This window comes from Rhodococcus spelaei (assembly GCF_006704125.1).
In the GTDB taxonomy this organism is placed as follows: Bacteria; Actinomycetota; Actinomycetes; order Mycobacteriales; family Mycobacteriaceae; genus Rhodococcus_G; species Rhodococcus_G spelaei.
The window spans coordinates 230,896-250,758 of record NZ_VIGH01000004.1; the positions used below are offsets into that span (position 1 = coordinate 230,896).

A 19,863-nucleotide genomic window follows, 5' to 3' on the forward strand; every position below is an offset into this window, starting at 1 on the left:
ACGCAGCGTCGCGGCGTCCCCCGACGCCGAATCCCGCTGTGTGGTAACGGAAAACGGGCTCGGCGAGCAGGTGTGACGAGAGCGTGTCGGTGACCGTCAGCGAGTGAGCGTGGTGTGCAGGAGCAGGACGTTGTAGTTCGAGTGCACCGTGGTGAGGAAGTACAGGTCCGGTCCACTCGACCAGGGGTGCATGTAGGCGCCATATGCGGTCGGCAGCTCGCGCGCGTCGACCAGTACCTCGGGCGGACCCCACGGCCCGGTCGGGCTCGGTGAGCGCCGCATCACCACCGAGTTGAAGTTGTCGGTGGTGAGCATCAGGTACTGGCCGAGGAACTGGTTGAACTGCACCGACAGCTCGCCGACGCCGCCGAACACGATGGGCGCTGCCGCATTGACGTCGCCCTTCTTCCATTCGTTGCCGTTCCAGTACTCGTACGCACCGAGGTCGCGGAGCTGCTTCTCCGGCACCCGCGCCACGTAGGCGAGTCCGCCGCGACCGGGCGGCGTGCCGTACTGGTAGACGTAGCCGCCGTCCTTGAGGAAGGCGCTCATCTGGAAGTTCCGGTTGCCGCCGTCGCTGGGACGGATGGTCTCGGGTGCCATCGCCCAGTTCTCGCCGTTGTCGGTGGAGAACGCGAGTCCGGAGTTGTTGGTCTCCCAGTGGCCCGGCTCGCCCCAGTGGTTGACCGACATCATCGACATGTACTGCACGCCGTCGACCGCGACTCCCGCGGTGGGGATGTGGCTGATCTCCACGTACGGGATCTTCGGGCTGGGGATCAGCTCCTTGGACTGGCCCAGGAAGTCGCGCGGGGAGCTGTCGAAGGTCATGCCGTCCGCGAGCTGGTGGTCCGAGCTGCGGAACAGGGTGTTGCTCCGCCACGACCACAGGCTGCCAGCCAGCAGGTTCGGGATGCCGAGGCCGGCGGAGTCGCCGAACGCGGTGAGGATCTGGCCGTTGCCGTTGTCCCACATGATGCCGAGATCGGTCCCGAGCACATTGTCGTCCTGGGTGCGGTTGGCACTGAGCAGGCCCGTCATCTGTGCGACCGCGTTGGTGCGACCGCGCAGATCCGGTAAGCCGTTCGTGCCGTTGAGCCCGGGAATGGGATTGACCGTGTTCGGATCCGCTGCGGCAGGACCGGCGAGCGCGACCAGCGCTGCCATGCCGAGGATCGAAGCCTGTACGACTGTCTTGGTACGTCCAACCATCACACGCATCTCCTCGACCGCTGTCGTGTTGTCCCGTGTCTTGTCCTGAACCCACTTACATCTGTCGCGAACTACATCCGTGCTGAACTACATCAGTCTTGAACTACATCCGTCCTGAACCCACTTCAATGGCCGACCGCCGTGCGGCCGACCCCCGTCGATCGTAGTGATCTTGGACATAAAGTCACAGTACTTCTTGTTATCGGTGTGTACGCATGGGGCAGATGAGGTAAATGCGAGGTTCTCGCGACCGGTTCGTCCCGGTTTCGCCACGCCACCGGGTCGGTCGGTGATATGAACCGGACCGCAAAGTCTGCTGTGGACTCCGTCACCGTGCGGGGGACGCGCACAGTACGGTGTCGGGTGAGGAGTTCGTGTGATTCACCCGAGCATCCGACGGAAGAGATATAGAGGAGAACAAGCAATGGGTGCAGCGATCGCGAACTCCACGGAGCTTCGTCATTCCGCGATCCTCGGTCTCGGCGTGTACCGGCCCGAGCGGGTCGTGACCAACGACGAGATCTGTGAGCTCATCGATTCGAACGACGAGTGGATCCAGTCCCGGTCGGGAATCAAGAACCGGCGCTTCGCCGGCCCCGAGGAGAGCGTGCTCGCGATGGCGATCGAGTCGGGCCGCCGTGCGCTGGCCGCCTCCGGTCTCACCGGTGAGCAGATCGGCGCCGTCATCGTCGCCACCTCGACCTACCCGGTGCAGACCCCGCCGGCCTCCGCCCTGGTGGCGGACGCGCTCGGCACGGGTGGCGCGGGAGCCATCGACGTCGCCGCCGGCTGCGCGGGCTTCTGCTACGCGCTCGGCCTGGCCTCGGACATGGTGCGAGGGGGCACCGAGGAACACGTGCTGGTGATCGGCGTCGAGCGGATGAGCGACTCCACCGAGCCCACCGACCGATCCGTTCGCTTCATCTTCGGCGACGGCGCGGGCGCGGTCGTGGTCGGGCGTGGCGACGAGGCCGGCATCGGCCCGGTCACCTGGGGTTCGGACGGCGCGCAGGGCCGGGCCATCCGCCAGGAGCCGGACTGGGTGGACTTCGCCGAGAACCCGACCCAGAAGCGGCCGTGGATCAAGATGGAGGGCACCTCGGTGTTCCGCTGGGCGGCCTTCGAGATGGGCAAGATCGCACAGCGCGCCCTGGACCGGACCGGCATCACGGTCGAGGACCTCGACGTCTTCATTCCGCACCAGGCCAACGCACGCATCACCGAGGTCATCGCGCGCAGCATGAACCTGCCGGAGACCGTCTCGGTCTCCAACGACATCGCCGAGACCGGTAACACCTCCGCCGCGTCGATCCCGCTGGCGATGGAGGAGATGCTGCGCACCGGCAAGGCGAAGGCCGGCGACACCGCGCTGCTGCTCGCCTTCGGCGCCGGACTTGCCTACGCGGGCCAGGTCGTGAAGATGCCGGTGCTCGCCGAGAGCTGAGCCCGAACCCGTACGTAAGCACTGAAGGTGCCGCTCCGAGATTCGGAGCGGCACCTTCAGTGTTCTGTGCGGTGGATCGTCGCGGTCAGCGACCGAAGAGGCTGTCCAGCGATCCGGTGCCGCCACCGGTGCCCGGTGTCGACGGAGCGGACACGTTGACCACCCGAGCGTCCGACGACGAGCCGAGGAAGCCCGCCGCCCCGCTGTAGACCGCGGTCACGCCGTGCGCGCCGACGGTGGTGAAGGCGTGCGAGAGGGTCGCGGTGCCGCCGCCGAGCGCAACGGGGCCTCCGATCGCGGTGGTGCCGTCGAAGAACTGGACGGTCCCGCCGGCCTGGCCCGGCGCGACGGTGGCCGTCAACGTCGTGGCCTGATCGGGTGCCGCGGTCGCAGGCGCGTTCAACGAGGTGGTGGTCGCGGCCTCGTTCGGGGCGGGCACCGACACGGCGACGGTCCTCGCGGAGGCGGTGGACGAGGCGAATCCCCTTACGCCGCTGAAGCTTGCGGTGATCGAGTGCGACCCGGCGGTGTCGAAGGTGTGGGCGAGGACGGCCACCGAGCCCGACACGGCGACCGGCGCGCCGAGGGGAGCGCCGCCGTCGAGGAACTGCACGGTGCCGCCGGCCGGTGCGGGCGACACGGTGGCCGCGATGCTGACGGCCACCCCGGTCTTGGCGTGGGTGGGGGTGGTCAGCGTGGTGGTGGTGGCGACGTCGACCGTGTTCACCGTGACGGTGCGGGCCTCCGAGGTGGACCCGGCGAACCCGGGCGCGCCGCTGTAGACCGCGGTGACTGCATGCGCGCCGTCGGTGCCGAAGGCATGCGAGAGGGTGGCCGTCGTACCGGTCAGTGCGACGGGGTCGCCGATGTTCGCGTCACCGTCCTTGAACTGCACGGTGCCGCCGGCCGGGGCCGGACTGACCGTGGCCGTGAGATCAACGGCCACACCGTTGTTCGCGGTGGCCGGGGCTGCCAGAGCGGTCGAGGTGGTGGCGTTCGGCGGGGCGGTGACGTTGATCGTCGCGAGTGGTCCGGCGCCGACGTTCAGTGCCGCGCCCGCATTGTCGCGAGGAGAGCAGCGCGTCGCGGACCAGTACGAGACGGAGAACACGGGGTCCTTCTCGCGGACCAGCGAGGTGTAGAAGTTCTCGTCCGCCTTGTAGTTCGCGGCGTTGCCGGCGGTGCGAACCTTCGGCTGCACCGTGCCACCCGCGGGGCCGGCCACAGCCGTCACCTCGATCGCGGGCAGTTGGTAGGAGGTGTCGCCGGAGTCGGCCGAGGTGACGACGATGCCGCCCTCGGCGCCGTCGTTCGTGGCCGGGCCGTTGCCGACGGTCTCGTTGTTGCCGGACAGGCGCAGGATCGTGCCGGTCGCGGACGGGGAGCCGGTCTCGGCAACTCGGGTGACCGTGGGCGCCGCGCCCCCGAGGTTGACCCCGGTACCGGGAACTACTGTGGCCGAGACGAACTGGGCGCCTGCGGGGATCTCGTAGTCGAACTTGATCCGTGACACGCTCGAGCGGATCCGCAGGTTCTCCCCGTTGCGCGGCAACGACATCGGGGCCGGCTGGAGTCGGTAGGTGAACGTGCTGCCCGTCACCACGCTGGCCGGGGCGTCGACCGTGACCCCGGTGGCGATGGTCTTGTCGGTGGTGTCGAGCAGGCTCTTGAACTTGCCCCAGCAGGCGGCGTTGAACGATGCCGTGGTCGGTGCGGCGGTGGCGGGGGCGGCGAGCAGCAGCCCGCCGGCGGTCAGTGCGGCGGCCGCGAGGGCCGCCGCTGCGCGCGTGGACGCGTGCGACATGGAAACTCCTGAGTCGAAGATGCGGCGGTGACGAATGGTCATGAGCCGGACGGGAATCCACCGGCACTGCCAGTGCCGCCGCCGGTCTCGGCCGCGGATGCGGTGACGGTGAAGGCGGGGGAGGTCGAGGCGACGAAGCCCGGTGCGCCGCTGTAGACCGCGGTGATCGAGTGTGCGCCTGCCGTGGTGAACGTGTACGGCGCGATCGCGACACCATTGACCACCGCCACGGGCGCGCCGATCGCAGTGGTGCCGTCCTTGAACTGGACGGTGCCGGTGGCGGCGACGGGCGAGACGGTCGCCGAGAGGTCGACCTTGCTGCCGACGGTCGCGGAGGGCAGGGCCGTCACCGTGGTCACGGTGGCGACGTCGGACGGCGCCGGGGCGTTGACGTCGACCGTGGTCGAGGCCGACCCGGACGGCGCGAAGCCGATCGCGCCCGAGTACGACGCGGTGATGTTGTGATGACCGGTGGTGGTGAAGCTGTACGCCAGCGTTGCGACGCCGCCGACGACCTCGACCGGCGCACCGATCGGGGCGTTGTCGTCGAGGAACTGGACCGTGCCACCGGTGGGTGCCGGTGCGACCGTGGCGGACAGGCCCACCGCGGAGCCGGTCGTCGCGGTGGCGGGCAGGGTCAGGGAGGTGGCGGTGGGCGCCGCGACCACGCTGGCGGGCTGCACGTCGACGGTCTGCGGGGCGGAGGTGGAACCGGTGAAGCCGGCGACGCCGCTGTAGACGGCGGTGACGGCGTGCGGTCCGGTGGCGGTGAAGGTCTGCGACAGCGTCGCGACGCCTGCCTTGACGGCGACCGGTGCGCCGAGGTTGGTGGTGCCGTCCTTGAACTGGACGGTGCCGCCGGAGGGCGCCGGAGCCACGGTCGCGGACAGCGTGACCGCCGCGCCTGCGGTGGCCGTGCCGGGCACGGTCAGGGTGGTGCCGGTCGCGACGTCGGGGGCGGCGATGGTGACGGTGGCCAGGGGGCCGCCACCGGCGTTGAGGGCGGCGGCGCCCTTGCTGTCCTTGGGTACGCACCGCGTCGGCGCCCACACCGTTCCGACGAGGGGTGCGCTGGCCTTGGCCAGCTGGGTGCTGTAGTTCTCGTCACTGTTGTACGAGGCCGCGTTCCCGCTGACCCGCAGCTTCGGGGTGATGGTGCCCGCGTTGCCCGCGACCACCGTGACGTCGACGGCGGGCAACTGGAAGACGCTGTTGCCGCCCGAGTTGGTGGTGCCGTCGAGGTTCTTCTTGAGTTTCGGCGCGCGGATGCCGCCCTCGCTGCTGCCGCTCGAGGAGGGGCTGTTGCCGATGACCTCGTTGTTGCCGGACAGGCGCAGGAACGGCCCGGCGGCGTCGACGCTGCCGGCACTGTTGATGCGCAGCACGTTCGGTGCGACGTTGTCGATGTTCTTCGCGGTGCCTGCGACCACCGCGGCGTTGACGAAGGTCGAGTTGGCGGGGATCTCGAAGTCGAACTTGATCCGGGACAGGTTGGTCGTGGTGCCGCCCGACTGGGAGTCGGGGTACGAGGCGGGCGCCGGCTGGATCCGGTAGGTGAACGTCTGGCCCGGGGTGACGGTGGCGGGAGCGGTCACCGTCGCCGACGTGGCGGACATCTGGTGCTGGGGGCCCGCGAACTGTGACGGGGTGGCCTGGCAGGCGTTCTGGAAGGAAACGGTGTCTGCGGTGGCGGGCGAGCCGATCAGGGCGAGCCCCGCGGTCAGGGCGACGACGCCGATGGGCGCCGCACAACCGCGCAGGGTGGATCGAGGCATGGATGAACCGGGTCTCTCATGAGGAATGCGGGCATAGATCGCCGGTAGTAGAGCACGCGGGCCCCGGTCGAAGAAGGTGATTCGGTGAAATATATGGACGACTGTTCAGGAAGGGTTGTTGTCGGCGGCGGCACCGCCATGACCTGGGGTTATTCGGAGACGCCGAAGGGCGCCTCCGCGAACGGAGACGCCCTTCAGTGGTCAGGTGGAGGCGCCTGATCGGCGCGCTCCGACGAGACTAAGTCGCTCAGATGGTGCGAACGCCGGTGGCCTGGGGGCCCTTCTGGCCCTGGCCGATCTCGAACTCGACCCGAGCACCCTCGTCGAGGGTCTTGAAGCCGCTGCCCTGGATCTCGGAGTAGTGCACGAACACGTCGGGTCCGTCACCGTCCTGCTCGATGAATCCGAATCCCTTTTCGCCGTTGAACCACTTGACGGTGCCCTGTGCCACGTTATTACTCCTGTTACTGCGAGCGGGTCCTCAGGTCGAGAACCCTGGTCTCGGTTGTACAGCCTGCCAGCTCATGGTCGTGCTGTCGACAGCGGGGCCTACACTAGGTGGTTCTGCGGCCATAATCACGCCGCCACGCGGGTGTTGCATCGGTCTCCGCACCGGCGAAGGATTGAAGCCGCAGTGGTCGCGGTCGTGGGCCGCCCGGTTGTCGTCGCGGCGGTGGACCGCGATGCGTCGACCGCCGGAAGTTGCTCGCTGCGGGCGTGCCCCGTGGCAGGAGGCGACGCGATGTTCATTCAGCTCATTCAGGGGAAGGTCGCCGACGAGGCCGGCCTACGGCAGTGCATGGATCGTTGGCGGGACGAACTGCAGCCGGGTGCGACGGGGTACCTGGGCGCCACCAGCGGTATGTGTTCGGACGGTACGTACATCGCACTGGTGCGGTTCGAGTCCGCCGAGGCCGCTGCTCGGAACAGTGAGCGACCCGAGCAGGGCACGTGGTGGGCCGAGACCGAGCGGTGCTTCGACGGTCCGGTGACGTTCATGGATTGTGCCGAGGTCAGCGAGTGGATGGGCGGCGGGTCGGACGCCGCCGGCTTCGTCCAGGTCATGGAGGGGCACAGCCGGGACACCGCGCGGATGCGCGCGCTGCTGACGCAGGTCGAGGGCGAAGTGCAGAAGGCCCGGCCGGAGATCCTCGGTGGGACCCTCGGCACCGACGGCAAGGACGGATACGTCGAGGCCGTGTACTTCACCTCCGAGGCCGAGGCGCGGGCCCACGAGCGGATCGAGATCCCCGACGACCTGCGCTCGCTCTTCGAGGAGGAGAACGAGCTGATGGGGGAGGTCGCCTACTACGACATGCGCGAGCCGGTGATGGAGTCCGCGCGGAGGTGAGTACCTGATCTGTGCGCGTGCCGGAAGGCGCACCGGACGATCGACACCCGGGAAGGTTGACAGCGCTCGTCGGCGGCACCTACCGTCGAATTCACCAGCTGATGAATTATCGCGAGTTCGCTGCCCACCTTCCTCGGGAGTGCCCAATGCGCGCCATGATCGTCAAGGAATTTCGAGAACTCGGCCGGGACCGCCGCACGCTCGCAATGCTCGTCGCGCTGCCTCTGCTGCTACTGGTCGTCTTCGGATTCGCCGCAAACTTCACTGTCTCGACGCTCGACGTGACGGTTGTCGGACCCGGGGCCGACGCGGTGGCCAGTCGCATCGCGTCCGACGCGCAGACGGCACAGGTCCTGCACGTGAGCACCGTCGATCCGTCGGGCACCGACGCGACCGCCCGGGACGCGCTGCGTGACGACGTCTCGGACCTGGCGATCGTCACCGGGTCCGGAAAGCCGATGGTGTACATCGACGGGTCCAACCTCTTCGCCGCCCAGTCGGCGAAGATTGCGGTCGCGAAGATGGGCCCGGCCGTCGAGTCCGAGGTGCTCTACAACCCGGATCTGAAGACGTCCTGGGTGATGGTGCCCGCGATCATCGGCCTCATTCTCACCTTCATCGGCACCATCATCACCAGCATCGGCCTCGTCAAGGAGCGTGAGGCGGGAACGCTCGAACAGCTTGCCGTGATGCCGTTCTCGCCGGCAGAGGTGATCCTCGGGAAGATCACGCCGTACTTCCTGCTGGCCGCCCTCGACATGATCGTGGTGACCGTGCTCGGCATGTGGATCTTCTCCGTGCCGTTCAACGGCAACGTGCTGATCTTCGCCTTGGGGGCCGCGATCTTCCTGTTCGTCGTGCTCGGGATCGGGGTGTTCATCTCCACGATCTCCAAGACCACGGGGCAGGCGATCCAGGCGGCGATGATGGTGCTGCTGCCGCAGATTCTGCTGTCCGGCATGATCTTTCCGCTCAACGCGATGGCGGCCGGTGTCCGCTGGATCGGCTACCTGCTGCCGCTGACGTACTTCACCAAGATCTCCCAGGGCGTGATGTTGCGCGGAGCGGGCCTGAACACTCTCTGGGGTCCCATTGTCGTGCTGATCGTCATGGCGGTGGTGATCTTCGGCGCCGCCGTGGTCCGGCTCAAGCGGTCGATCGCACCGGCAGGAAAGGCGGTGGTGCGCAGTGCAGTCGCCTGAAAGCATCTGGGGTGCAGACGAGCTGACCGTCCGATACGGTGACCGGCCCGCCCTCGACGACGTGACCGTGGACATTCGGCGGGGGGAGGTGACCGCGGTCGTCGGCGGCGACGGCGCGGGCAAGACCAGCCTGCTCGGAGCGTTGGCCGGACGGGTGCCGATCGCGGACGGCACCGTCACGATGCCCGCCAAGAACGACGTGGGTTTCCAGCCGAGCAGTTCGGGTGTGTGGCGGGACCTGTCGGTGGACGAGAACGTCGAATTCGTCGGCAGCGCTTACGGAATGAGCTCGAATGTGCTCGCCGACCGGAGGGCGCGACTGCTCGGGCCCGCGGGACTCGATGGTGTCGGTGGCCGACTCGGCGGCCAGCTGTCCGGTGGCATGCGGCAGAAGCTCGGCTTCTGCCTGGCGATGCTGCACCAGCCGCAGGTGCTCCTGCTCGACGAACCGAGCACCGGCGTCGATCCGGTGAGCCGGGTGGAGTTGTGGAGGATGGTCGCCGAAGCCGCCGCTGCGGGCACGGCGGTCCTGATGTCGACGACCTACCTGGACGAGGCCGAGCGGGCCCAACGCGTGCTGGTCCTCGAGGACGGTGGGGTGCTCGGGCTCGGCACACCGGACGAGGTGATCGCCTCGGTGCCGGGCTCGATCTCCGCCGAGCCCACCCGCCCTGGCGCGTCGTCGAACCGGGTCTGGCGTCGCGGCAACACCTTTCGAACGTGGGACCCGGACGGACCGGGGAACGAGGACGGTGAGCTCGATTTGGAGGACGCGGTGATCGCACTCATGCTGGCCAGGAACGAGCGGCTGGAGGCCCATGGTGGCTGAGCAGTTGTCGATCGACGCGCGCGCGGTGTGGCGGAACTTCGGGGCGTTCACCGCGGTGCGCGAGATGTCGCTCCAGGTACGCCCCGGCGAGATCGTCGGCCTGATCGGTGCGAACGGGGCAGGCAAGACCACCCTGATCCGGATGATCCTCGGACTCGAGGCGGTGGACCGGGGCGAGGTGGACGTATTCGGCCTCCCGCCGTCGCGGCACACACGCAGCCGTCTCGGCTACATGCCGCAGGGGTTGGGTCTCTATCAGGAGCTGTCGGTCCGGCAGAACGCGGAGTTCGTCGCCGAGGCGTTCGGGATCGCGGCGCCCGCCCTGCCGGCGGCACTCGAGGCGGTCGCCTCGCGTCCGGTGCAGGAGATCGGTCTCGGCCTGCAACGTCGACTCGCGTTTCACTGCGCACTGCTGCATCGGCCGGAACTACTGGTCCTGGACGAGCCCACGTCGGGTGTGGACCCGCTGGCGCGCAGCCGGCTGTGGGACACCATCCACGACCAGGCCGACGCGGGCTGCGGGGTGCTCGTCACCACGCACTACCTGCAGGAGGCGCAGCAGTGCACCCGGTTGGCGATCATGTCCCACGGCCGGCTGGTCGCGCACGGGAGCCTCGAGGACATCATCGGCGGGCAGACCGCGGTGGCCGTGCGGGCGCCCGAGTGGGCACGGGCCTTCGATGCACTGGTCGCGGCGGGGCTACCGGTGACGCTCGCCGGTCGTCTGGTGCGGGTAGCGGGGGTCAGCGCCGCGGAGGTGCGTGCCGCGCTCGTGTCGGCGGGAGTGGAAGCGGCGGTGACGGAGGTGCCCGCCACGCTCGAGGAGACGATGGTGCTCATCGACCGCGAAGTGAAGATCCCGTCCTGATGGTGGTGGGACGGCGCAGCGGGCGGCGGCCTGGGAAGCGGGACACCCGGGACGAGATCCTCGACGCGGCGCGGCAGGCGTTCGCCCAGTCCGGGTACGACGCCACCACGATCCGAGCGGTCGCGGAGTCGGCCGGGGTGGACTCGGCGTTGGTGCATCACTATTTCGGCACCAAGGAGAAGCTGTTCCTGGCGACGATGGACGCGCCCGTCGACCCGAGGCGCTACGCGGAGAAGGTCATCGACGGGCCTCGGGACCAACTCGCGGAGCGACTGTTGCACACGGTTCTCGCACTGTGGGACTCGCCGAAGGGTTCGGCCGCGATTGCCTTGGTGCGCAGTTCGATCGCGCACGAATGGAGTGCCAAGCTGCTCCGCGAGTTCCTGCTCAAGCGCGCCCTGCAACCGATCGTCGAGTCGGTCGAGCCCGATCCGGATCTGGCCCGGTGGCGGACGAACCTGGCCGCCACCCAGCTGATGGGTCTGCTGTCGATGCGCTACCTGTTGGCCCTCGAACCGCTCGCCTCGGCGCCGCACGGGCAGATCGTCGAGCTGATCGGACCCAATCTGCAGCGATACCTCACCGGCGAGTTGGGGGAGTCCTGACGAACGCCTACGGAAGCGAGAGCGTGTGGGTGTGCGACTCGACGGCCCGCTGCAACTCCTGACGCGACAGGGTCCGCGCGCCGCACGCGCAGCGGACGGGCAGGGCGTCGTCCTCGAACTCGGAGGCCTCGATCAGGTCGACGAACTCGGAGCCGAGGCTGTCGCCGTGGTGCGCGGTGTCGACGAAATCGCGTGAGCCGTGGGTGTGGGGTCCGCCGGACACGACCGCGGGACCTTCCTCGGTTCGGTAGACGGTCGCCACGTGGTGGCTTGCGGGGCAGGTGACCCGTACCAACGCGTGATCGCTGCGTTGCCGACCCAGGGCATCGACCGCGGTCCGCGCGATCGCACGGCGTTCGGACGGGGAGACAGTTCTGGTGTTCATCACTCCATTGCACACCCGGAACGCACCCGGCATAAGGGGTGAATTTTCGTCATCCACTCGACGAACGGGAGGTTGTCGGGACAACGGCCGAGAGGCCTGCCCGGTAACCGCCCGTTCGCGGTGAAGAACTAGTCGACCACGTAGGCGGCGAACCCACCGTTGCGGTCCCCGAGAGCGAACAACACTCCGGCCACGTCGCCGTCCGGAACCTCGACCGAGGCGCGCAGGGTGCCGCCGCCGTGCAGTCGGGGCAGCGCCGGCCCAGCGCGTCACGAGTTCGCGCACGACGTCCGGGTGTTCGTCGGCGATGTCGTGCGCCTCGGAGAAGTCCTCGTCGAAACGGAACAGTGCCCACCGGTCGTCGGCGAAGTCGCGATTGCCCGTCATCAGTTCCTCGTCCCGTGAATAGTTCCTCGTCCCGTGAATCTGAAGAAATTTGGCGGACGTGTCGATCCACTGGCTTCCCCGTTCGACCTGTGGATGAGAGGGTCCGAGAGCGGATCCGGCCAACCCAGGGAGAAGAACCATGAAGTACATGCTGATCATGCGCGCCACCGACGATGCCTTCGCGGGAATGATGGACGTCGACTTCGGCGAGATGCTCGAGACGATGGGCAGGTACAACGACGAGATGATCCGGGCCGGAGTGCTGGTCGCGGCGGAGGGCTTGGACCCCGACTCCGCCTCGGGCGTCGTGGTCGACCACTCCACCGAGCAGCCGGTGATCACTGACGGCCCGTACGGCGAGACCAAGGAGTTGTTCGGCGGGTTCTACATTCTCAACGTGGCGTCGAAGGAGGAGGCTGTCGAGTGGGCCAAACGGTCACCGGTCACGGGCGCGGGCTTCAAGACCGAGATTCGCCGGGTCACGACGATCGACGAGTTTCCCCAGGAGAACGAGTGGATCCAGAAGGAACGGACGTGGCGCGAGGCCACCGGCCAGCTCTGAGCGGAGTGACGGGCGACGGCCACACCGGGCGTGAGGCCGTCGCCGCCGTCTGGCGAATCGAGTCCGCGCGGATCGTCGGTGCGCTCGCGCGGTACACCGGCGACTTCGCGCTGGCCGAGGACCTGGCCCAGGAGGCGTTGGCCGAGGCCCTCGTGACCTGGCCACGTGACGGTGTGCCACGTAACCCCGCGGGGTGGCTGCTCACGGTCGGTCGGCGTCGCGCGATCGACGCGTTCCGTCGGCGGTCCGCCCTCGACGAGCGGTACGCCGCCCTCGCCCACGGTCTGGGCGAGGGTGGTGTCGTCGCGGGGAGCGGCCCCGCCGATCCGCGGGACGCCGAGGACGTCTTGTGGGATCCGGACCAGATCGACGACGACGTGCTCGCGCTGATGTTCATCTCCTGCCATCCCGTTCTGTCCCGGGAGGCGCGGGTGGCGCTCACCCTGCGGGTGGTCGGCGGTCTGACCAGCGACGAGATCGCCAAGGCGTTCCTCGTCCCGACTGCGACCGTGCAGGCGCGGATCACGCGAGCGAAGAAGACCCTCGGGGCGGCCCGCGTACCGTTCGCGGTGCCGTCGGTGGAGGAGCGTTCCGAGCGGCTCGGCTCGGTGCTCAGCGTGATCTACCTGATCTTCACCGAGGGGTCCTCGGCAAGCTCGGGTGGCGACCTGATCCGCTTCGATCTCGCGGGCGAGGCGCAGCGTCTCGCGCGGGTGCTGGCCGGGCTGGTGCCGAACGATCCCGAAGTCCACGGCCTGCTGGCGCTGCTCGAGCTGACCGCGGCGCGCTTCCCTGCCCGCACCGGGACGGACGGCGAGCCGGTCCTTCTGGAGCACCAGGACCGCCGCCGCTGGGACCGCGCCGCGATCCGCCGGGGGCGAGCCGCACTGGCCCGCGCGGAGCAAGCCGGCCGGGGCCTGGGCACCTACGGCCTGCAGGCGGCGATCGCCGAATGCCATGCCGTCGCGCCGTCGGTCGACGCGACGGACTGGGAGCGCGTGGTGCTGATCTACGAAGCGCTCGGCCGGCTCGCGCCGTCACCGGTGATCGGCCTCAACCGGGCGGTGGCGGTCTCGATGGCCCAGGGACCGGCGGCTGCGCTGCCGATCGTGGACGAACTGGTGGCCGCCGGTACGTTGTCGAACTCGCACCTGCTGCCGAGCGTTCGGGGGGAGCTGCTGGTCCGGCTGGGACGCGCAGACGACGCGCGGACGGAACTGCAGCTCGCCGTTCGGCTGTGCGGCAACGAGCGCGAGCGGGCGGTGCTGGAGCGCAAGCTCGCCGACCTCGGCTGACGGCCCGGAGGGGCGGTGATTGCACTGCGTGGCAACCGTCAGACGTATCCGTCCGCCCGAGGTTGGAGCGCTCGGAGGTAGCGGTCCGTGATGCGACGCTGCACGATCCGGGCGATCGGGGAGCCCGCCCGCGACCACCACGTCGCCGGACGGGAGAACGCGGTGATCGCGAGCGTCACCGTGTCGTCGTCGTGCCACACGACGCAGAACCGCTCCTCGCCGCGTTCGGGATGCCCGGTCAGGGTGCCGTAGGCGAATCCTCGACGCCGCGCCTCGTCGACGACGTACACGACCTCGCAGTGCGCAGTCAGATGCACCGGTCCGGCGCCGAGTCGCAACGTCACCCGGGCGCCGGTCTCCGCACGCGGGGTCGTCGCGGACACGCCGATTCCCGCGCGGCGGTGCATGTCCCAGCGCATCAGTCGCTCGGTGGCGTCACGGAACGCGGCCTCGCCCCGCCCGATCACGCAATCGCGCCGGACATGGTGGTACCCGGCGGGCAGTTCCGTTGCAGTGGCACCGATTTCGGCGTACGTCAGCTGTAGCGGTCGATCGTTCACGGGCGGTGCCCCCCTCTCGCCGGGTGTCGCGGCATGGTGGTGACGTCGAGGGTAGACCCGCCGGGCGGATCGGGCCGGTAGCCGAGACGGGCGAGGTCCGCGCTCTGGAACGGGGCGTCGATGCGGCTCGAGCCCGCATCGACTCGGGACTAGTCTGGACACGAGGTCGGGACCGCGTCCTCAGGAGGTCGTGATGATCTGTGACCCGGTGTGCTTCTACCCGCTCGATCGGCCGTGGGCGTGGCCGTTCTGGCGCGTACTGTTCCCCGGACTGTTCCCGTCGTCAGGCATCTGGCCCTGGTGATCGACCGAGTCCGACCATCTGACCTCAGAGCCAGCGCGGCGGCGCCTCGTCCGCGCCGGTCGTAAGTCCGATGCCGCCGCGTCCGGCGGCCCAGCGCACGACCGACGCGAGCGGACCGCTCACCCGTGCCGCGGTCGCGGAATCCTCCTGCACGGCACAGGGTGTGAGGCCGTCGACCTCGAGCACGATCCCCGCACCGAGGTCCTTCTTGCGCCACATCCCGACGATGTCGTCGAGCAGCGACTCGAGAACCACGGTCGGGAAGTCCCCGAAGCGACCCCCCTCGCCGAGGTCGACGGCGTGGATCCACACCTCGCGGGTGCGCATCCACGCCGTCTCGGCGGCGGGGACGATCCGGCCCTGCGCGGTACGCACCTGCGCGGACCACGCCGACGGCGGCAGGTTCCGCCACTTCTCGTCGAGCCGGGCAACGGTGTGTGTGAACAGGTTTCGCAGGGCCGCCGCGTTGAGCGTGGCACCCTCGTCGATCTCGTGTGCCCGCTGCTCGGTGGAGGCGTACATCGGCGTCTCGACGCCGGTCGCCGCCCAGTCCAGCAACCGGCACAGCGCGGCCGCGTTATACCCGACGTGCGCGACCAGGTGCCTGCGCGTCCACCCGGCGAGCAGGGTGTCGCCGTCGAGTTCGTCGTCGGTCAGCTCGGCGAGATGCTGCGCGAAGTACGCGGTACCGCGCCGCGCGACCAGCAGCCGCTCGGACAGGTCGAGATCGTTGAAACCCACTGTGCGGTCCTTTACTTGACGATCGTCTTGTTGCGCACCGAGCCCGCGATGTACGCGCCGGCGTCGGCCTCGGACACCTGATGGGCCTGCTTGTCGATCACGACCGCCAACTCTGCCTCCCAGTCCCGCTGCCCGGAGGTGCGGTGCAAGTGCAGGCGCTCGACGATCGGATCATCAGAGAAGGCGAAGAGGTCCACCCGGACTCGGCGCCCTGGGACCACTCGACCAACGACGGCACAACGATCATGTCACCCTTGCCGACAGTGTGATCGGCGGCCGCCTACCCTGGGGACATGGCCGAGCTCCCGGGTACGCGCATCGGGACGTTCGAGCGCGAACAGGCGGTCGAACTCCTGACACGGCACCTCGGCGAAGGGCGGTTGACCCTCGCCGAGTTCGGCGACCGCTGCGCGCTGGTGGAATCGGCCCGTACCAACCGTGATCTCGCGGTGCTGTTCTCGGATCTACCCGACGTGACTGCGCAGTCGGGGCGTCGACGATTGCTCTGGCTGCTCGTCCCGGTCCTGCTGGTCGGTCTCTACCTCGGGCTCGCCGCGGCCGACCTGACCATGTGGTTCATGCCCGCTGCGCTGGTGGTAGTGGTCGGTGCCGGTGTGCTTCGCCTCGGTACACGTCGCCGGCGACCGGCCCGTCCCGGATTCCTCGCCACCGAGGACGTCGTCCCGGCGACCGTCGCAGCTGCGCCGCGACGCAACTTCGCCCTGATTCCGTACGCACTGGTCCTGATGGCCCCGGCACTGATGCTCAGGCTGCCGATCGTCGTGCTCGCCGCCGTCGGATTCCTGATCTTCGCGGTCGTCCAGGCCGTCGACAACGGCTGACACCTACACCTACAGCTCGGGCGCTGTGACCGGAACCGGTCACAGCGCCCGAGTGGTGCCTGAGGTCAGGCGCTTGCGGCCTCGCGCTCCGCGACGATGGTCAGCGCGATGTCGATGAGCATGTCCTCCTGGCCACCGACGAGGCGGCGCTTACCGGCCTCGAGCAGCAGGGTGCGCACGTCGACGCCGTAGCGCTCCGACTGGATCTCCGCGTGGCGCAGGAAGCTCGAGTACACGCCGGCGTAGCCCAGGGTGAGGGTCTCACGGTCGACGCGGACAGGCCGGTCCTGCAGCGGGCGGACGATGTCGTCGGCGGCATCCTGCAGCTTGAAGACGTCGCAGCCGTGCTTCCACTCGTACAGATCGGCAACCGCGATGAACGGCTCGATCGGGCAGTTGCCCGCGCCGGCGCCGTGTCCGGCCAGCGACGCGTCGACGCGGTAGACGCCTTCCTCGACGGCGACGACGCTGTTGGCCACCGACAGCGAGAGGTTCTCGTGGGCGTGGATGCCGATCTCGGTGCCCTCGTTCAGGACGTCCTTGTAGGCACGGACGCGGTCACGGACCCCGCCCATGGTCAGGCGTCCGCCCGAGTCGGTGACGTAGACACAGTGCGCGCCATACGATTCCATCAGCTTGGCCTGCTTGGCGAGCTCCTCGGCGGGCGCCATGTGGCTCATCATCAGGAAGCCGGAGACGTCCATGCCGATCTCGCGGGCGGTCTCGATGTGCTGCGCGGAGACGTCGGCCTCGGTGCAGTGCGTGGCGATGCGCACCGACCGCACGCCGAGCTTGTAGGCGTGCTTGAGCTCCTCGATGGTGCCGACGCCGGGCAGGAGCAGGGTGGTCAACCGGGCGTGCTCGAGCACCTCGGCGGCCGCCTCGATCCACTCCCAGTCGGTGTTCGAGCCCGGGCCGTAGTTCACGGAACCGCCGGCCAGGCCGTCACCGTGGGCGACCTCGATGGCGTCGACTCCGGCGTCGTCGAGGGCCTTGACGATCCGCTTGACGTTGTCCGTCGAAATCCGGTGACGCACCGCGTGCATGCCGTCACGGAGGGTGACGTCCTGGACGAAGATGGTGGGGTTGGTGCTCATCGGGTGGCTTCCTTCTTCTGGGCGATCCGCTCCGCGATCTGCTGTCCTGCCGAGGTCATGATGTCGAGGTTGCCGGCGTAGGCGGGCAGGTAGTGGCCCGCGCCCTCGACCTCGAGGAAGATCGACACCTGGTGCGTCGGGCGGTTGCCGTCGACGAGCAGGGTCTCGACCGGCTGGTCGGCCGGAATCTCGGTGATCTGCACCTGCTGCTTGAGGCGGTAGCCGGGCACGTAGGCGGAGACGTCGCCGACCATCTTCTCGATGGACTGGCGGATCTCGTCGTGGGTGGCCGGGTCCGGGGCGTCGACCAGGCAGAAGACCGTGTCACGCATGATCAGCGGCGGCTCGGCCGGGTTGAGGATGATGATCGCCTTGCCGCGCTTGGCGCCGCCGACCGACACGATCGCCGCCGAGGTGGTCTCGGTGAACTCGTCGATGTTCGCGCGGGTGCCCGGACCGGCCGACTTCGACGCGATGGACGCGACGATCTCGGCATACGCCACCGGCACGACGCGGGAGACGGCCGCGACCATCGGGATGGTGGCCTGGCCACCACAGGTGACCATGTTGACGTTCGGGGCGTCGAGGTGGTCGTCACCGTTGACCGCGGGGATCACGTACGGGCCGATGGCGGCCGGCGTCAGATCGATCATCCGCTTGCCGAACGCCTGCAGACGTTCGTTGTTGACGACGTGCGCCTTCGCCGACGTGGCGTCGAAGACGATCTCGATCTCGTCGAAGTTCGGCAACTTCACCAGACCCTCGACGCCTTCGGCGGTGATCGGCACGCCCAGGGCGGCGGCCCGCGCAAGACCGTCCGAGGCGGGGTCGATGCCGACCATTGCACCCATCTCCAGGTGCTCCGAGTGGTTCAGCACCTTGATCATCAGGTCGGTGCCGATGTTGCCGGATCCGATGATCGCGACCTTGACTTTGCTCATGCGTTCTCTCCTTCCGTGAAATGTGCTGTCACGGAACCGAGTCCGGACACTGTGACGACGACGGTGTCGCCGGACGAAACGGGTGCCATCGGGCCGAGGGCGCCAGAGAGGATCACCTGACCGGCGCGCAGCGGCTGGCCGAGCTCGCGCGCGGTCTGCGCGAGCCACACCACGGCCGCGATCGGGTCGCCCAGGCAGGCGGCGCCGTTGCCGGAGGAGACCTCCGTGCCGTTGACGCTCATCGACATGGTCACCTCGACCGGCTCGACCTCGTCGAGGGTGCGGCGCTCGGTGCCCAGTACGTACACGCCCGACGAGGCGTTGTCGGCGACGGTGTCGCCGAACCGGATGTCCCAGTCGGTGATCCGGCTGTCGCAGATCTCCAGGGAGGCGACGGCGTAGTCGATCGCGCCGCGGACCTGCGCCGCGTCCAGGGGGCCGTCGACGAGATCCGCGCCGAGCACGAAGCCGACCTCACCCTCGATCTTCGGCTGGATCAGTCGGCTCATCGGGATGTCGCTGCCGTCGGCGAACTCCATCTCGTCGAACAGCACGCCGAGGTCGGGCTGGCCGACGCCGAGCTGCTCCTGGACGGCCTTCGAGGTCAGACCGATCTTGCGGCCGACCACCCGGGCGCCGGCCCGCACCCGCAGATCGTTGAAACGCTGCTGGACCGCGTAGGCGGCCTCGAGGTTGTCTGCGCCGATCAGTTCCCGGATCGGCGCGCACGGCACACCGGCCGCGGCGGCGGCCGCGAGGCGGTCCGCGGCGGCGGCGACGGCGGACTCGCTCGCTGCGATGGAGTTCGTGGGCTGGCTCATGACCCCTACTGTTACGGGATTCGGACGCCTGATCCAGGTAGTTGTCTCACTCAGCGATACGCTCGAACGATGACGGGCGCCGCGAACCTCGACACCGTGCTCGGCAAGGCGGTGACGATCCTGCGGGCCTACCGGCCCGAGGATCAGGTCCTGCCGCTCGCGGAACTGGTCCGCCGGACCGGCCTGCACAAGGCCACCGTGTATCGCCTCGCGGGTGAACTGGTCGCGAATCGGCTCCTCGACCGCGTGGACGGCGGTTACCGGCTCAGCGGTGGCCTGTTCGAACTCGGCATGCTCGCCTCACTCGAGCGCAGTCTGCTGGAGATGGCGATGCCGTTCCTGCAGGATCTGTACGAGCGCACCCACGAGACCGTGCACCTGGGTGTCCGCGACGGCCACGACGTGGTCTACGTCGCGAAGATCGGCGGCCACCGGCAGGCCAAGTCCCCATCCCGGACCGGCGGTCGGATTCCGTTGCACTGCTCCGCGATCGGCAAGGCGCTACTCGCCAACTCCGGTCCCGACCTGCAACGCGAGGTGCTCACCGCGCCGATGGTCCGGCGCACGCCGCACACCGTGGTGGCGCCGGGGATCCTGCGCCGTCAGCTGGCCCGGATCGTCGAGACCGGGGTCGCCTTCGAACACGAGGAATCCGCGCTCGGCATCGCGTGCGTGGCCGCCCCGGTCTTCGGGCACGACGACGAACTCGTCGCGGCGGTCAGCGTCACCGGACCCACGAGCCGGTACCGGCCCGAGGCGCAGGTCGCGGCGGTTCGCGCGGCCGCGGCGGGCTTGGGGAGCACGATCGCCCGCCGCGAGCGGATTCGGTAGGCGTCAC

General features: G+C 68.9%; 21 protein-coding genes. 10 read left to right on the plus strand and 11 right to left on the minus strand.

Features of this window, described 5'->3' with window-relative positions; all coding sequences use genetic code 11:
* Positions 1 to 96: 96 nt before the first annotated feature.
* Positions 97 to 1,212 carry a glycoside hydrolase family 183 protein gene (locus FK531_RS10460; protein ID WP_181762900.1) on the minus strand — a complete coding sequence of 372 codons (1,116 nt, stop codon included), beginning with the start codon at positions 1,210 to 1,212 and terminating at the stop codon, positions 97 to 99.
* A 424-nt stretch (positions 1,213 to 1,636) separates the two neighbouring features.
* Here FK531_RS10460 and FK531_RS10465 point away from each other — a divergent pair, with 424 nt between their 5' ends.
* Positions 1,637 to 2,656, plus strand: coding sequence for a beta-ketoacyl-ACP synthase III (locus FK531_RS10465; protein WP_142098889.1), 1,020 nt, complete (start codon positions 1,637 to 1,639; stop codon positions 2,654 to 2,656).
* A gap of 85 nt (positions 2,657 to 2,741) precedes the next feature.
* Here the strand turns inward: FK531_RS10465 and FK531_RS10470 are convergent, their stop codons facing one another.
* The 3 genes from FK531_RS10470 to FK531_RS10480 form a co-directional block, all read right to left on the minus strand.
* On the minus strand, positions 2,742 to 4,460 hold the full coding sequence (locus tag FK531_RS10470) for an Ig-like domain-containing protein (protein WP_181762901.1): 1,719 nt from the start codon (positions 4,458 to 4,460) through the stop codon (positions 2,742 to 2,744).
* A gap of 38 nt (positions 4,461 to 4,498) precedes the next feature.
* The gene (locus FK531_RS10475; protein ID WP_142098895.1) at positions 4,499 to 6,235 is read right to left on the minus strand and encodes an Ig-like domain-containing protein; all 1,737 of its coding nucleotides are present in this window, start codon (positions 6,233 to 6,235) and stop codon (positions 4,499 to 4,501) included.
* Between the two features lie 247 nt (positions 6,236 to 6,482).
* Entirely contained in the window at positions 6,483 to 6,686 is a 204-nt protein-coding gene (locus FK531_RS10480) for a cold-shock protein (RefSeq protein ID WP_142098898.1), read from the minus strand.
* A 291-nt stretch (positions 6,687 to 6,977) separates the two neighbouring features.
* Here FK531_RS10480 and FK531_RS10485 point away from each other — a divergent pair, with 291 nt between their 5' ends.
* The 5 genes from FK531_RS10485 (at position 6,978) to FK531_RS10505 (ending at position 11,090) form a co-directional block, all read left to right on the plus strand.
* Positions 6,978 to 7,586 (plus strand): hypothetical protein, encoded by a 609-nt coding sequence (locus FK531_RS10485; protein WP_142099553.1) that lies wholly within the window; start codon positions 6,978 to 6,980, stop codon positions 7,584 to 7,586.
* Between the two features lie 155 nt (positions 7,587 to 7,741).
* Positions 7,742 to 8,788, plus strand: a complete 1,047-nt coding sequence (locus tag FK531_RS10490) for an ABC transporter permease (protein ID WP_142099555.1) — start codon at positions 7,742 to 7,744, stop codon at positions 8,786 to 8,788.
* A complete protein-coding gene (locus tag FK531_RS10495) occupies positions 8,775 to 9,617 on the plus strand; it encodes an ABC transporter ATP-binding protein (protein WP_246098090.1) in 843 nt (280 codons plus the stop codon). Before FK531_RS10490 ends, FK531_RS10495 begins: the two co-directional genes overlap by 14 nt.
* Positions 9,607 to 10,485 carry an ABC transporter ATP-binding protein gene (locus tag FK531_RS10500; RefSeq protein ID WP_246098091.1) on the plus strand — a complete coding sequence of 293 codons (879 nt, stop codon included), beginning with the start codon at positions 9,607 to 9,609 and terminating at the stop codon, positions 10,483 to 10,485. The genes FK531_RS10495 and FK531_RS10500 overlap by 11 nt, the downstream gene beginning before the upstream one ends.
* Positions 10,485 to 11,090, plus strand: a complete 606-nt coding sequence (locus FK531_RS10505; protein ID WP_142098900.1) for a TetR/AcrR family transcriptional regulator — start codon at positions 10,485 to 10,487, stop codon at positions 11,088 to 11,090. The genes FK531_RS10500 and FK531_RS10505 overlap by 1 nt, the downstream gene beginning before the upstream one ends.
* Before the next feature lie 7 nt (positions 11,091 to 11,097).
* Here FK531_RS10505 and FK531_RS10510 read toward each other — a convergent pair whose 3' ends face one another.
* Positions 11,098 to 11,475 (minus strand): hypothetical protein, encoded by a 378-nt coding sequence (locus tag FK531_RS10510; RefSeq protein WP_142098903.1) that lies wholly within the window; start codon positions 11,473 to 11,475, stop codon positions 11,098 to 11,100.
* Positions 11,476 to 12,001: 526 nt separating this feature from the next.
* Here FK531_RS10510 and FK531_RS10515 point away from each other — a divergent pair.
* Both FK531_RS10515 and FK531_RS10520 read left to right on the plus strand, forming a co-directional pair.
* Entirely contained in the window at positions 12,002 to 12,424 is a 423-nt protein-coding gene (locus FK531_RS10515) for a YciI family protein (RefSeq protein ID WP_142098906.1), read from the plus strand.
* Positions 12,397 to 13,719: an RNA polymerase sigma factor gene (locus tag FK531_RS10520; protein ID WP_142098908.1), complete on the plus strand. Its 1,323-nt coding sequence runs from the start codon at positions 12,397 to 12,399 to the stop codon at positions 13,717 to 13,719. The genes FK531_RS10515 and FK531_RS10520 overlap by 28 nt, the downstream gene beginning before the upstream one ends.
* A 38-nt stretch (positions 13,720 to 13,757) precedes the next feature.
* Here FK531_RS10520 and FK531_RS10525 read toward each other — a convergent pair whose 3' ends face one another.
* From FK531_RS10525 to FK531_RS23060, 3 genes are all read right to left on the minus strand, one after another.
* Entirely contained in the window at positions 13,758 to 14,279 is a 522-nt protein-coding gene (locus FK531_RS10525) for a DUF1990 domain-containing protein (protein ID WP_142098911.1), read from the minus strand.
* 328 nt (positions 14,280 to 14,607) lie between these two features.
* Entirely contained in the window at positions 14,608 to 15,324 is a 717-nt protein-coding gene (locus tag FK531_RS10530; protein WP_142098913.1) for a maleylpyruvate isomerase family mycothiol-dependent enzyme, read from the minus strand.
* Positions 15,325 to 15,335: 11 nt separating this feature from the next.
* Positions 15,336 to 15,521, minus strand: coding sequence for a fumarylacetoacetate hydrolase family protein (locus tag FK531_RS23060; protein WP_435531041.1), 186 nt, complete (start codon positions 15,519 to 15,521; stop codon positions 15,336 to 15,338).
* A 96-nt stretch (positions 15,522 to 15,617) separates the two neighbouring features.
* Here FK531_RS23060 and FK531_RS10540 point away from each other — a divergent pair, with 96 nt between their 5' ends.
* Positions 15,618 to 16,166 carry a DUF1707 SHOCT-like domain-containing protein gene (locus FK531_RS10540; protein WP_142098916.1) on the plus strand — a complete coding sequence of 183 codons (549 nt, stop codon included), beginning with the start codon at positions 15,618 to 15,620 and terminating at the stop codon, positions 16,164 to 16,166.
* Between the two features lie 65 nt (positions 16,167 to 16,231).
* Here the strand turns inward: FK531_RS10540 and dmpG are convergent, their stop codons facing one another.
* The 3 genes from dmpG to FK531_RS10555 are packed head-to-tail and all read right to left on the minus strand — an operon-like array spanning position 16,232 to position 19,025.
* Positions 16,232 to 17,263, minus strand: a complete 1,032-nt coding sequence (dmpG, locus tag FK531_RS10545; protein WP_142098919.1) for a 4-hydroxy-2-oxovalerate aldolase — start codon at positions 17,261 to 17,263, stop codon at positions 16,232 to 16,234.
* Complete coding sequence (locus FK531_RS10550) at positions 17,260 to 18,204, minus strand: acetaldehyde dehydrogenase (acetylating) (RefSeq protein WP_142098922.1); 945 nt, start codon at positions 18,202 to 18,204, stop codon at positions 17,260 to 17,262. Before FK531_RS10550 ends, dmpG begins: the two co-directional genes overlap by 4 nt.
* Complete coding sequence (locus tag FK531_RS10555; protein WP_142098924.1) at positions 18,201 to 19,025, minus strand: 2-keto-4-pentenoate hydratase; 825 nt, start codon at positions 19,023 to 19,025, stop codon at positions 18,201 to 18,203. Before FK531_RS10555 ends, FK531_RS10550 begins: the two co-directional genes overlap by 4 nt.
* 69 nt (positions 19,026 to 19,094) lie before the next feature.
* On the opposite strand from FK531_RS10555, the gene FK531_RS10560 reads away from it, so the two are divergent.
* On the plus strand, positions 19,095 to 19,856 hold the full coding sequence (locus FK531_RS10560) for an IclR family transcriptional regulator (protein WP_142098927.1): 762 nt from the start codon (positions 19,095 to 19,097) through the stop codon (positions 19,854 to 19,856).
* Positions 19,857 to 19,863 lie beyond the last annotated feature (7 nt).